This is a genomic window from Actinoplanes sp. NPDC024001 (assembly GCF_040638955.1).
In the GTDB taxonomy this organism is placed as follows: Bacteria; Actinomycetota; Actinomycetes; order Mycobacteriales; family Micromonosporaceae; genus Actinoplanes.
Genome location: NZ_JBEZZB010000234.1, coordinates 1 through 12365, shown reverse-complemented (window position 1 = coordinate 12365; position 12365 = coordinate 1). Strand labels below are relative to the sequence as shown.

Sequence of the window (12365 nt, the reverse complement as noted above, 5' to 3'; positions counted from 1 at the left end):
GCGAGCTGCCGCGCCCAGCGCCGGGCCAGCGGCAGGTCCCCGGCGCCGAGGGCGGCCTCGGTGGCGTCGCCGAGCGCGTCGAGCAGCTCGTGGGTGCCGGCCGGGCTGGGCGGCGCCGACGCGAGCAGGGTGACCCGGCGGCGGGCCGTGGCGGCCGTGCCGAAGGTGTCCCCGCTCCAGCTCAGGGCGCCGGTGAGCGCGCCGAGCGCGGCCGACTGGGCGAGCGGGTCGCCGGTGCGCCGGGCCAGCTCGACGGCTCGGCGCGCGGCCGCGAGCGTGTCCGGCGCCTCGTTCTCGGCCGGGCCCTGCACCGAGCCGAACGCGTCGGCGAGCACTCCGGCCTCGGCCAGCGCCACGGCCGCCAGCGCGGCCGGGTCGTCGCCGGCCAGCTGCCGGGCGTCGACGATCAGCGCGACGGTCTCCTCGTGCGACGGCAGGCGCTCGAACTTGCCGGAGAACCGGTAGGCGTCGGTGGCGGCGACGGCCAGGTCACGGGCCGCTCCGGCGGTGTCACCCGCGCCGCGGGCGGCCTCGGCGGCCGCGAGCTTCAGCCGGAACATGTCGTCGCCGCGCATCCGGCACGCGGCTGCCGCCGCGGCCTGCCGCAGCATCGCCGCCGCGCCGGCCGGGTCGTCCGCGAGCGCGGCCGCCTGCTCGAAGCGCTGCTGCGATTCACTGATCAACGTACGCGTGAACGCCAGTTCCGCCAGCGCCCGCGCCAGCCGGTACGCGTCCGTGCGCAGGCCGGGCCGGGGTGCCGCCCACGCCAGGGCGGCCCGCAGGTCGTCGGCGACACGGTCGAACCGGGCTCGCCAGTCCGGCCCGGTTCCGGCCAGGCCGGCGGCCTCCGCGAGGCACCAGAGCAGGTGCCGCGAGCGGGTGTCGTCGAGTTCCCCGGCGGCGGCGAGCTGCTCCGTCCCGTACTGCCGGATGGTCTCCAGCGCCCGGTACTCGGTGCCGCGCTCGGTGGCGGTCACCGCCAGCAGGCTCTGCTCGGCGAGCCGGGCCAGCCCGTCGGCGACGACCATCGGCTCGCTCCCGGTGACCCGGGCGGCCGCCGGCACGGTGAACGGGGCCACGAACACCGCGACGCGGCGCAGCAGCGCCCGGTCGTCCGGCTCCAGCAGCGCGTGGCTCCAGTCCAGCGCCGCGCGGACCGAGCGGTGCCGGTCGTCGGCACGGGGCCCACCGGCGAGCAGCCGCAGCTGGTCGGCGAGTGCGGCGGCCAGCCCGTCCGGGCCGAGGGTGGGCCAGCGGGCGGCGGCCAGCTCGATCGCCAGGGCGACCCCGTCGAGCCGGTGGCAGACGGCGGCGATCTGCTCGTGCAGGGCGGCCGGCGGCGGCCCGCCGACCGAGGCGGCCCGGTCGAGGAAGAGCGCGACCGCGTCGGAGTCGCCGTCGCCGGTCAGCGACAGCGGCGGCACCGGGTAGACCCGCTCGAACGGCACCATCAGCCGGGCCCGGCTGGTCGCCAGCACGCTCAGCCCGGGGGAGGCGGCCAGCAGCCGCTCCAGGAACGGGGCCACGCCGTCGCGGACGTGCTCGCAGTTGTCCAGCACCAGCAGGGCGCGCCGGTCGGCGAGCCCGGCCGCCACCGACTCGTCCAGGCTCTGCCCGGGTTGCTCGCCGAGGCCCAGCGCGCCCGCGACCGCGCCGGCGATCCGGCCCGGGTCGGTGACCGGGACCAGGTCGGCGAACCACACCCCGTCCGGGAACTCGCCGGCGACGTCGGCGGCGACCCGCAGCGCCAGCCGGGTCTTGCCGACCCCGCCGGGGCCGACCGCGGTCACCTGCCGGTGCTTTTTGATCATCTCGGCGAGGGCGGCGCGCTCCGCGAGCCGGCCGACGAACGTGGTCAGCGGGGTGGGCAGCACCGGCGCCGCGGCCCGCCCGGCCGGCGCCGCCGCGGCCGCCCGCTGCGCGAGCGCCCGCCGGTCGGTGACGTTCAGCTTGCGCAGCAGCGACGAGACGTGGCTCTCCACGGTACGCACGGAGATGAACAGCTGTGCCGCGATCTCGGCGTTGCTCAGGTGCCGTCCGACCAGCGTCAGCACCTCGCCCTCCCGGGCCGAGATCTCCTCCGTCGCTACCATGGCGCCGATTGTTCCCTACCGGTCCGCCGCCTTCGATCCGTGCCGCTTTCCGTGGCCGGCACGGATGCCCGCCGGGGTGCGGCGCGGCGAGGTTGAGCCCATGAACGAACTGCGCTCCGACGTACGCTCCTGGGCCGCCTCGATCGCCCGGCTGCGGCGCAACCCGGTGTTGCGCCGGGTGCTGCCCGCCACCCTGGTCTCCGCGCTCGGTGACGGCCTGAGCCTGGTGGCGGTCGCCTGGCTGGCGGTGCAGATCGCACCGGCGGGGCAGGCCGGGGTGTGGACCGGGCTGGCCGTGGCCGCGTACGCGCTGCCGGCGCCGCTCGGGGTGATCCTGCTGGCCCGGCCGATGCGCGGGTTGCGTGCCTCGCAGCTGATGGCGGCGGACGCCGCCCTGCGCGCGGTCGCGCTGGGCGCGGTCGCGATCCTGGCGGTGACCGGCACGCTCGACCCGGTGGTGTACGTGCTGCTGCTCGCCGCCTCCTCGGTGCTGCACGCCTGGGGCAGCGCCGGCGCCTACACGCTGATCGCCGAGGTGCTGCCGGACGAGCAGGACCGGGTCACCGGCAACTCGCTGCTGTCCACGTTCACCCAGGCCTCGTTCGTGATCGGCCCGGCCGTGGCCGGCGCGCTGACCGCGGTGGCCGGGCCCGGCTGGGTGATCGGCCTGGACGCGGCGAGCTTCGCCGTCCTGGCGCTGGTCGCCCGGTCGGTCCCGGCCCGGCAGGCCGGCGACGGGGTGCCGCCGGCGGAGTCCACCGCGGGCGCCTGGCGCACCATCCTGGACCGGCCGCAGCTGCTCGGGCTGATCGCCGTGACCTGCGGGTTCTTCTTCCTCTACGGCCCGGTCGAGGTGGCTCTGCCGATCCACGTCGCGCACGGCCTGAACGGCTCGCCCGGCCTGCTCGGCCTGTATTGGACGGTGTTCGGCATCGGCGCGACGATCGGTGCGCTGGGCGCGTCGCTGTTGCGGCGGCGTCCACCGTGGCAGGTGGTGGTCGCGATCATCGTCGGCTGGGGCGCCGCGCTGCTGCCGATCGGCCTCACCGACGCGGTGCTGCCCGGGATGATCGGCCTCGCGGTCGGTGGCCTGATCTACGGCCCGTTCACCGCGATCTCCACGGCGCTGTTCCAGAGCAGCACCCCACCGCACGCGCTGAGCCGGGTGCTGGCCGCGCGTACCGCCCTGACCACGCCGTCGACCGCGCTGGGCACGCTGGTCGGCGGGCCGGTCGTCACCGCGCTCGGCGGCCGCCTGACGCTGCTGCTGTCCGGCCTGCTCACCGTCGCTCTCGGGCTGGCCGCCGCGGCCGTGCTGAACCTGGCACGGAGCCGGTGATCCGTGCCGCGTTCCGTGGTCACCACGGATGCCCCCGTACCGCCCCCGGCGACAAGCTGGACGCACCTACCGAAGGAGCCAGTCATGAACGAGAACACCACCACCGAGCAGCGGTTCACCGACGAGGAGCGCGCCGCGATGAAGGAGCGCGCCAGCGAGGTGAAGGCGGCGCGCCGGGGCACGCGAGCCAAGGCGGACGCCGAGGGCGAGGTGCTCGCGAAGATCGCCGAGATGACGGACGCGGACCGGGTGATCGCCGAGCGCCTGCACGCCGTCGTCAAGTCGAACGCGCCGCAGTTCACCCCACGGCTCTGGTACGGGATGCCGGCCTACGCCCGCAACGGCAAGATCGTCTGCTTCTTCCAGCCGGCCGCGAAGTTCAAGTCCCGCTACGCGACGCTCGGCTTCAACGACGAGGCCCGGCTCGACGACGGCACCATGTGGCCGACCTCATTCGCGCTGACCGCGATGGACGCCGCCGCCGAGGAGCGGATCGGCGCGATCATCACGCAGGCGGTGAGTTGAGACCGCACACGACGATGGGCCCGCAGCCGGTTCGGCTGCGGGCCCATCTGCGTACTCGTCTCAGCGGACCCGGTCCAGCAGACGCTGCCAGCGGCTGCGCGGACGGCGCGTCTGAGCGTACTTACGGCCGCCGATCACACCGGACGCGGCGACCGCCGCGACGGCCAGAGCGGCCGCCGACGTGACGGCGGGGCGCTTGCGCGCGGCCTGGCCCGCCTGCTTGAGCCGGGAGCCGGCCAGCCGGTCCTGGGTGGCGTCGACGTCGGCGCGCAGAGCGTCGGAACCTGCGGCGATGTTCTGTCGGGCACCGACAGTGCTGTCGTAGGTAGTCATCGAATGCCTTCCCTGTGTTCATCGGTTGTTCCACTCTCGATATGCCCACCGGCCGCCGGGCTAACCATCGGTGCGCGCGGGCGTCGGTTGTACCGCTCTAGGTAACACCGGTGTCACGGTCGGTCATCGAGTCCTAGGGTCAGATCATGCCGATCGACGATGTTCCCCTGTCCCGGCGTGGCCTGCTGCGCGGCCTGCTGGCCGGCGCCGGAGCGGCCGGCCTGGCCGGCTGCTCCACACCGGTCGGCGCCGGACTGGCCAATACCGCGCTCGACCCGGGCACGGTCGAGTTCTGGGACCTGTTCGGCGGTGGCGACGGTGTCCGGATGCAGCAGATGGTCGCCAACTACCGGGCGGCCAACCCGGGCACCCCGGTCCAGGCCGTCACCCTGACCTGGGGCAACCCGTACTACACCAAGGTCTCCCTGGCGACCGTCGGCGACAAGCCACCGAACGTCGCGGTGTCGCACCTGACCCGGATGAAGACCCTGCAACAGGCCGGGCTGCTGCAGGAGCTGCGGCCCGCGGACCTGGCCCGGCACGGCATGGCCGCGGAGATGTTCAACCGCCGGGCCTGGGAGGCCGGGCTGATCGACGGCCGCGCCTACGCCATCCCCCTCGACACGCACCCGATCGTGCTGTTCTACAACACCGACATCTGCGGCGAGGCCGGCCTGCTCGACGACGCCGGCGCCCTGAAACCTCTGCGCGGCCCGGACGCGCTCACCGACGCTTTCGCCAAGGCCCAGCAGGTCACCGGGCAGTACGGCGCCACCCACGGCATCAACGCCGACCCGGCCACCTGCTGGCGGCTCTTCCACACCCTCTACGGGCAGCTCGGCGGCGAAGTGCTCGCCGACGACGGCACCCGGGTCGTGCTGGACGACGCCAAGGCCACGCAGGTGCTGGACTACCTGCGCACGCTCACCGTGGAGCGGCGGCTGCTGCCCGGCGCGATCGACTACCAGGGCGCCATCGCCCTGTTCGCGGCCGGCGGCTCCGGCTTCCACATCAACGGCGAGTGGGAGATCAGCACCTTCCAGACCGCCAAGATGCCGTTCGGGATGGCCTTGGTGCCGAACGTCTTCGGCGGCGACTACGTGGTGCACGCCGACTCGCACACGCTGGTGCTGCCGCGCCGCGACGACCAGAGCCGCGAGCAGCTGGACCTGTCGCTCGGGTTCGTCCGGTCCCTGCTCGACCAGAGCATGACCTGGGCCGAGGGCGGGCACGTGCCGACCTGGCTGCCGATCGCCGACAGCGCCGCGTACCGCGAGCTCACCCCGCAGTCGAACTACGCGCCCGCGGCCGACGCCGCGGTCTACGACCCGCCCGCCTGGTACACCGGGTCCGGCTCGAACTTCGAGAACGTCATGGGCTCGGCCGTCGGCGCCGTCGAGGGCGGCCAGCTCACCCCGCAGGCCGCGATCGCGCAGATGCGATCGCAGCTCTCCGCGCTCGCGGCCCTGCCGTCGCCGGTCTGAGGAGGTCGACGTGACGACGCTCACCGCACCCGGGCGCACCGAGGCCGAGGGCGCGCCCGCGGTACGCGGCACCGAGGAGCGACCCGGCCACGGCCGTCCCGCGCTGCTCATGATGGCCCCGTTCCTCGCCCTCTACCTGCTCTTCGTCATCGGGCCGGCGCTCTACATGGTCCTGATGAGCTTCTTCGACACCAGCCTCGTGCGCGAGGGGCTCGGCTCGTTCGCCGGGCTCCGCAACTACGCCGAGGCGTTCGGCGACCGCGCCTTCTGGGAGTCGATGTGGCACACCGTCTGGTTCACCATCCTGACCACACCGCCGCTGGTCGTGCTCGCCTTCGTGCTCGCGCTGCTGGCCGACCGGGTGCGGCGCGGACGGTGGTTCTTCCGGCTGGCGTTCTTCCTGCCGTACATCCTGCCGTCCGCGGTGGTCGCGCTGATCTGGATGTGGATCTACACGCCGGAGCTGGGGCTGCTCGGCCGGTTCGTCACCGCGCTGGGCTTCACCGAGCCCGGCTGGCTCGGCGACCCGGACGTGGCCATGTGGTCGCTCGCGCTGACCACGGTCTGGTGGACGCTCGGCTTCAACTTCGTGCTCTACCTGGCCGGCCTGCAGGACATCCCGCGCGACCTTTACGAGGCGGCCGCGATCGACGGCGCCGGGCCGCTCGCCCAGATCCGCCGGATCACCATCCCGATGCTGGCCCGCACCACGTCGCTGGTGCTGGTCCTGCAGGTGATCGCGTCGCTCAAGGTCTTCGACCAGATGTACATCATGACCAGCGGCGGGCCGAACTTCAGCACCCGCCCGGCGCTGGAGTACATCTACGACATCGGCTTCACCGACTTCCGGGTCGGCTACGCCTCCGCCGTGTCGACGCTGTTCTTCGTGCTCGTGCTGGCCGTCTCCGCGGTGTGGGTGCTGCTCACCCGGCGGCAGGAACAGAGGCTCTGATGACGACCACCGCCGTTGCCGTCACCCGCGCCGAGATCGACCGGCGGACCCGGCTGTTCAACGCGCTCTGCGCCGGGGTGCTGATCGCCTTCGCGCTGATCTGGCTGGTGCCGATCGCCTGGGCGGTGGACACCTCGATCAAGCCGAACGCGGAGACCACCAATCCCACCTGGGCGATCGAGAACCCGACGCTGGAGTCGTACCGCGCGCTGCTCGCCCAGGGCGACATCTGGAACTGGTACGCCTCCAGCTTCATCACCTCCACGCTGACCGCGGTGGCGACCGTGCTGACCGCCAGCATGGCCGCGTTCGCGCTGTCCCGGATGCGGTTCCGGTACCGGTGGCTGGTGTTCTGGTTCGTCCTGATCGGCATCATGATCCCGCAGCAGGTGCTGATGGTGCCGCAGTTCAAGGAGTTCGCCGCGCTGCAGCTGCTCAACACCTACTGGGCGGTGATCCTGCCGCAGGTGCCGGCCGCCATCGCGGTCTTCATCTTCAAGCAGTTCTTCGACGGCGTGCCGCACGAGCTGGACGAGGCGGCCCGGGTCGACGGCGCCGGCTTCTTCCGCACCTACTGGCGGGTGGTCCTGCCGCTGAGCCGGCCGGTGGTCGCCGCGGTCGCCATCTTCACCTTCGTCTGGAGCTGGAACAACCTGCTCTGGCCCCTGCTGGTGATGACCAACCCGAAACTGATGACCATCCCGGTCGGCCTCGCCACCGTGCAGGGCACCTACGGCATCCGGTACGCCGACACCATGGCCTCGGCCGTCCTCGGCGCGCTGCCGCTGGTCCTGCTCTTCCTGTTCTTCCAGCGCCGGATCGTCGAGGGCATCGCCGGCACCGGTCTGAAGGGCTGAGGCGCATGCACCACGCAGCGTTGAGCATCGACCCGCGGCTGACCGTCGCCGAGGTGGACCCGCGCCTGTTCGGCTCCTTCGTGGAGCACATGGGCCGCTGCGTCTACACCGGCATCCACGAGCCCGGCCATCCCACCGCCGGCGCCGAGGGGTTCCGCGACGACGTCGCCGAACTGGTCCGGGAGCTGGGCGTGCCGATCCTGCGCTATCCGGGCGGCAACTTCGTCTCCGGCTACACGTGGGAGGACGGCATCGGGCCGCGCGACCAGCGGCCGCGCCGGCTCGACCTGGCCTGGCGCTCGATCGAGACCAACCAGGTCGGCGTGGACGAGTTCCTGCGCTGGACCCGGGCGGTCGGCAGCGAGCCGATGCTGGCGGTCAACCTCGGCACCCGCGGCGTCGACGCGGCCCGCGCGCTGCTGGAGTACTGCAACCACCCGTCCGGCACAGCCTGGTCCGACCTGCGCCGCGCCAACGGGTCCGCCGAACCGTACGGCGTGCGCGTCTGGTGCCTCGGCAACGAGATGGACGGCCCCTGGCAGATCGGCCACAAGACCGCCACCGAGTACGGCCGGCTCGCCGCCGAGACCGCCAAGGCGATGCGGCGCGTCGACCCCACCGTCGAGCTGGCCGCCTGCGGCAGCTCGAACCGGCGGATGCCGACCTTCGGCGCCTGGGAGGCCACCGTGCTGGCCGAGACCTACGACCAGGTCGACTACATCTCCCTGCACAGCTATTACGAGCAGCACGGCGGCGACCGGGACAGCTTCCTCGCCAGCGCCGTCGACCTGGACCGCTTCATCGAGGAGGTGGTGGCCACCTGCGACCACGTGCGCGCCGTCGGCGGGCACCGCAAACGGATCGACCTGGCGGTCGACGAGTGGAACGTCTGGTACCAGAGCCGATTCCCGGGCGAGGAGAACCTGGACTGGGCCGAGGCACCCCGGCTGATCGAGGACACCTACTCGGTGGCCGACGCGGTAGTCGTCGGCAACCTGCTGATCTCGCTGTTGCGGCACGCCGACCGGGTCAAGATCGGCTGCCTGGCCCAGCTGGTCAACGTGATCGCGCCGATCCGCACCGAACCGGGCGGCCCGGCCTGGCGCCAGACGATCTTCTACCCGTTCGCGCTCACCTCCCGGCACGGCCGCGGCACGGTGCTGCGCACCGCGGTGCGGGCCCCCGCCTACGAGACCGCGGCGTACGGCCGGGTGCCGCTCCTCGACACGGCCACCGTCCTCGACGAGCCGAGCGGCGCGGTGACCGTCTTCGCCGTCAACCGTGACCAGCGGGAGGAGGTGATGCTGGACGTCGATCTGCGCGCCTGTCCCGCGCTGGTGGGGGCCGGGCACGTGGCCGTCGCCGATCCCGACGCCGGCGCGGTCAACACCGCCGAGACGCCGGACCGGGTCGTCCCGCACCGCCGCGACGACGTCAAGGTCACCGACGGGCACGCGGCTGTCGCCCTGCCACCGCTCTCCTGGAACATGCTCACCTTCCGGCCGTCCCCGCGGTGACCGCCTCGGCGACGATGCCGGCGGCACGCCGGGCCACCGCGGCGTCGTCGCCGGCCCACAGCGTGTCCAGCCACGGCCCGGCGAAGAGCCCGACCAGGGTGGGCACACCGTCGGCGGCGGTGGCGTCCAGCCACTCGCTCATGCAGCCCGCCTCCGGCCCGTGGATCCGGTAGTAACCGGAGCGGTACGGCGGCCAGAACCGCTGCTCGAACCGGAGCACCACCTTCTCCACCCGGCCCGCGCCGAGCCGGGACAGGGCGGTCCGGTGCGCCCCCGGCAGCGGCGGCGTGAACGTGATGGCGCCGGCGGCCAGCACCGGCACCGGCGCGGTCACGATCACCGCGTCCGCCTCCAGCGTCGCGCCGTCGCCGGCCAGCCGCACCCCGTCGTCACCCACCCGGATCTCCCGCACCGGCCGGCCCAGCCGCACGTCGATCCCGTCGGCGAGGTGCTGCACCAGCCGCTGGTAACCGCCGACGATCCAGCGATCACCCTCACCGACGCCGGGTTCGAAACCGTGCCGGGCGCTCAGCCAGGACAGCGGCGCGCCGGAGTCCATGACGATCTCGGCGTCGACGAGCCGCCGGATCGCCGCGGGCGTCCACGGCGCCGGGTCGCGCAGCCACGCCGCCAGGACGTCGTCGATGGCGGCGCCTTCCGGCGCCGCGGCCAGCCTGGCCCGCAGCTCGCGCTCCAGCCCTTCCGGATCAGTTTCCCCGGGTACGGGTGAGCCCAGCTCCAGTGGATCGGTGAAGTCGGTGGCGACCACCGGCAGCCCGAGGCTCTCGGCGAGGCGGGCCAGTGCGTTGTCGTCGTACTGCTGCAGCCAGTTGGCGCCCAGGTCGAAGCCGAAGCCGCCGACCTCGGCCCCGGCGGCCCGGCCCCCGATGCGGTCCCGGGCTTCCCAGACCCGCACGTCCACGCCGCGGGCGGTGAGCGCGCCGGCGGCGGCCAGCCCGGCGAACCCGGCGCCGACGACTGCGACCCGGGCGTGCCCGAGATCCGCCGCCCAGGCCGCGGCGGCCAGCCCCTGCTCGTACGCGCCGTGGGTCATGCCGGCCCGGGTCGGGTGGGTGGCCTCGCCGGCGATGCGCAGCCGGGACCCGGCGGGGGCGCCCAGGGCGACCCGGTCCTGCGGGCTGCCGTGCCGCCCGATCAGGCTCCACGAGCCCCGCGCCCACGGGTCGTCGGCCCAGCGGGAGACGGCGGAGGCGACCAGCTTGATCGACATGGGCCGGACGTTAGCACCGGCTCCACCGATGAGTTCGGTGGCCGGCGCCGGTCCTATCGACAGACATCGACCACACGCAGGGAGGAAGGGACATGAGACGGTTGCTCACCGTGCTCGCGGCGGCGCTGCTGGCCGCCGGGCTGGCCACCGCGGCCTCGGCCGGGCCGGCGCAGGACGGGCGGCGTTCCTACACCGGGGTGATCGGCGGCGCGGAGTACCGCGTCGAGATGCCGCACCGCTGGAACGGCACGCTGCTGCTCTACACCCACGGCTACTTCCCGGCCGACTTCGGGTTGCCGCTCGCCGTGACCAACGCGGCGGAGAGCGAACAGTGGCTGCTCGACCACGGTTTCGCCCTGGCCGCCTCGGAGTTCCAGAACGGCGGCATCGGCTACCTGGTGGAGCCGGCGATGCGGGACCAGCTGGCACTGCTCGACTGGTTCGAGGACGAGGTGGGCCGCCCGGAGCGGACGGTGGTGAGCGGTCAGTCGCTGGGCACGGCGATCGCCGCGCTGCTCGCCGAGCGTCACCCGCACCGGTTCGACGCGGTGCTCGCCATCTGCGGCGCGTACGACCCGCTCGGCACCTTCAACGCCGCGCTGGACGTCAACTTCGCGGTACGGACGCTGCTCGCCCCCGGCGAGGAGATCGACCTGGTGCACGCCGCCGATCCGGTCGCCAGCCGGGACGCGCTCACCGCCGCGGTGACCCGGGCCCGGACCACCCCCGAGGGGCAGGCCCGGCTGGCGCTGGCCGCCGCGTTCGGCAACGTCACCGGCTGGTACGCGTCACTGGAGCCCAAGCCCACCGACCTGACCGAGTGGATCCAGCAGCAGACCGAGTGGATCACCTGGGCCAAGATCTGGGGCAACGGCCCGACCGCCTTCGCCGACCTGGAGCGGGTCGCCGGCGGCAATCCGCTCGGCAACGCCGGGGTGGACTACGCGGAACAGTTGCGCCGCTCCAGCCAGCGGGACGTGGTGCTGCAGGCGTACCAGAAAGCGGGCCTGGACGTGCGTGCCGACCTGGACCGGCTCGCGGCGCAGCCGCGGATCACGGCGGAGCGCGACGCGCGACGCTACATGTACCGCTACGGCGTGCCCACCGGGCACCTCACGATGCCGATGCTGTCGCTGCACACCACCGGTGACGGCGGCGCCCCGCCGGACTCCGTGCGCTGGTACGCCGAGCAGGTCCGCGACCCGGCCGGGACGCGCCGGCTGTGGGTGGAGCGTGGCGGGCACTGCTCGTTCAGCGCGGCTGAGGAGGTCACCGCGTTGCGGGCCCTGCTCACCAAACTGGACACCGGCCGCTGGCCCCACCTGAGCCCGGCCCGGCTGGACGCGGCGGTGAACCGGTTCGACCCGCACTACCGGCAGGTCCTCGACCTGGGCGGCAACGGCAAAGCGGTGATGGCGCCGGCCTTCACCCGTTACACCCCGCCGGTGCCGCTGCGCCCGTCGCGCTGACCGGCCGGCTTGCCGAGGACGAAGGTGCTCTCCTCGGTGAACTTCTCGGAGCCGTCGGGCTTGTCGATGAACAGTTGCGGGCCGCGGCGGTGCAGGACGTGCTCCGGGTAGTTCTGCGAACGCAGCCGGATCGTGCCGGCGGGCAGGCCGTCCTCCAGGCAGAAGGTGGCGTCCTTGCGGAACAGCTCGGAGTCGTCCTCGTCGTCGAAACGCAGCCGGTAGTCGAAGTGGCGCAGGTATGCGCCGTCCTCGTCGCGGAAGGTGAAGCACGACTCGTCGGCGAGGCCGGCGACCACGGTCAGCACCTGCTCCTCGGAGCCGATGGCCGCGAAGTCGCCGTCCTCGCCGAGGAAGGACTCCGCGTCGCCGGCGGGGGAGAGCAGCCAGGAACCGGTGCTCAACCGGTGCCGGGACGGGCTCGGTGACGGGGCGGCCGGCGCCGGCGGGGTCGCCGAGGCGGCCGGCCCGGCCGCGGCCCGCTGCGGGCGGGCGGCCGCGGGCGTGCGCAGGGCCCAGTAGGCGAACGCCGCGACGGCGTTTACGGCCGCCGTGACGACCAGGGCGA

The 12365-nt window shown here is 73.6% G+C and carries 11 protein-coding genes; 7 read left to right on the top strand and 4 right to left on the bottom strand.

All coding sequences use genetic code 11. From position 1 onward, the window contains the following. On the bottom strand, nucleotides 1–2093 hold a 2093-nt coding region (locus AB0F81_RS47110; RefSeq protein ID WP_360210237.1), incomplete at its 3' end, for a LuxR C-terminal-related transcriptional regulator. A gap of 100 nt (nucleotides 2094–2193) precedes the next feature. Here AB0F81_RS47110 and AB0F81_RS47105 point away from each other — a divergent pair. Both AB0F81_RS47105 and AB0F81_RS47100 read left to right on the top strand, forming a co-directional pair. Continuing rightward, entirely contained in the window at nucleotides 2194–3432 is a 1239-nt protein-coding gene (locus tag AB0F81_RS47105; RefSeq protein WP_360210235.1) for an MFS transporter, read from the top strand. Nucleotides 3433–3516: 84 nt separating this feature from the next. Further along, a complete protein-coding gene (locus AB0F81_RS47100) occupies nucleotides 3517–3957 on the top strand; it encodes a DUF1801 domain-containing protein (protein WP_360210233.1) in 441 nt (146 codons plus the stop codon). A 60-nt stretch (nucleotides 3958–4017) separates the two neighbouring features. Here the strand turns inward: AB0F81_RS47100 and AB0F81_RS47095 are convergent, their stop codons facing one another. Next, a complete protein-coding gene (locus AB0F81_RS47095) occupies nucleotides 4018–4290 on the bottom strand; it encodes a hypothetical protein (protein WP_360210231.1) in 273 nt (90 codons plus the stop codon). Nucleotides 4291–4436: 146 nt separating this feature from the next. Here AB0F81_RS47095 and AB0F81_RS47090 point away from each other — a divergent pair, with 146 nt between their 5' ends. The 4 genes from AB0F81_RS47090 to AB0F81_RS47075 are packed head-to-tail and all read left to right on the top strand — an operon-like array spanning nucleotide 4437 to nucleotide 9100. Next, on the top strand, nucleotides 4437–5774 hold the full coding sequence (locus AB0F81_RS47090) for an extracellular solute-binding protein (RefSeq protein WP_360210229.1): 1338 nt from the start codon (nucleotides 4437–4439) through the stop codon (nucleotides 5772–5774). A gap of 10 nt (nucleotides 5775–5784) precedes the next feature. Next, the gene (locus AB0F81_RS47085; protein WP_360210227.1) at nucleotides 5785–6726 is read left to right on the top strand and encodes a sugar ABC transporter permease; all 942 of its coding nucleotides are present in this window, start codon (nucleotides 5785–5787) and stop codon (nucleotides 6724–6726) included. Then, nucleotides 6726–7583: a carbohydrate ABC transporter permease gene (locus AB0F81_RS47080; protein WP_360210225.1), complete on the top strand. Its 858-nt coding sequence runs from the start codon at nucleotides 6726–6728 to the stop codon at nucleotides 7581–7583. The genes AB0F81_RS47085 and AB0F81_RS47080 overlap by 1 nt, the downstream gene beginning before the upstream one ends. A gap of 5 nt (nucleotides 7584–7588) precedes the next feature. After that, nucleotides 7589–9100, top strand: a complete 1512-nt coding sequence (locus AB0F81_RS47075; protein ID WP_360210223.1) for an alpha-N-arabinofuranosidase — start codon at nucleotides 7589–7591, stop codon at nucleotides 9098–9100. On the opposite strand, the gene AB0F81_RS47070 is transcribed toward AB0F81_RS47075, so the two are convergent. Continuing rightward, on the bottom strand, nucleotides 9075–10331 hold the full coding sequence (locus tag AB0F81_RS47070; RefSeq protein ID WP_360210221.1) for an FAD-dependent oxidoreductase: 1257 nt from the start codon (nucleotides 10329–10331) through the stop codon (nucleotides 9075–9077). The genes AB0F81_RS47075 and AB0F81_RS47070 overlap by 26 nt on opposite strands. Nucleotides 10332–10423: 92 nt before the next feature. On the opposite strand from AB0F81_RS47070, the gene AB0F81_RS47065 reads away from it, so the two are divergent. Continuing rightward, entirely contained in the window at nucleotides 10424–11800 is a 1377-nt protein-coding gene (locus AB0F81_RS47065; RefSeq protein ID WP_360210219.1) for an alpha/beta hydrolase, read from the top strand. Here the strand turns inward: AB0F81_RS47065 and AB0F81_RS47060 are convergent. Next, the coding region (locus tag AB0F81_RS47060) for an AbfB domain-containing protein (protein ID WP_360210217.1) at nucleotides 11764–12365 on the bottom strand (602 nt) is incomplete at its 5' end. The two genes, AB0F81_RS47065 and AB0F81_RS47060, sit on opposite strands and share 37 nt — an antisense overlap.

Bases quoted from the DNA above. Each gene is read 5' to 3' on its own strand.
- AB0F81_RS47105 (WP_360210235.1), top strand. From the start codon at position 2,194: ATGAACGAACTGCGCTCCGACGTACGCTCCTGGGCCGCCTCGATCGCC.
- AB0F81_RS47100 (WP_360210233.1), top strand. From the start codon at position 3,517: ATGAACGAGAACACCACCACCGAGCAGCGGTTCACCGACGAGGAGCGC.
- AB0F81_RS47095 (WP_360210231.1), bottom strand. From the start codon at position 4,290: ATGACTACCTACGACAGCACTGTCGGTGCCCGACAGAACATCGCCGCA.
- AB0F81_RS47090 (WP_360210229.1), top strand. From the start codon at position 4,437: ATGCCGATCGACGATGTTCCCCTGTCCCGGCGTGGCCTGCTGCGCGGC.
- AB0F81_RS47080 (WP_360210225.1), top strand. From the start codon at position 6,726: ATGACGACCACCGCCGTTGCCGTCACCCGCGCCGAGATCGACCGGCGG.
- AB0F81_RS47075 (WP_360210223.1), top strand. From the start codon at position 7,589: ATGCACCACGCAGCGTTGAGCATCGACCCGCGGCTGACCGTCGCCGAG.
- AB0F81_RS47070 (WP_360210221.1), bottom strand. From the start codon at position 10,331: ATGTCGATCAAGCTGGTCGCCTCCGCCGTCTCCCGCTGGGCCGACGAC.
- AB0F81_RS47065 (WP_360210219.1), top strand. From the start codon at position 10,424: ATGAGACGGTTGCTCACCGTGCTCGCGGCGGCGCTGCTGGCCGCCGGG.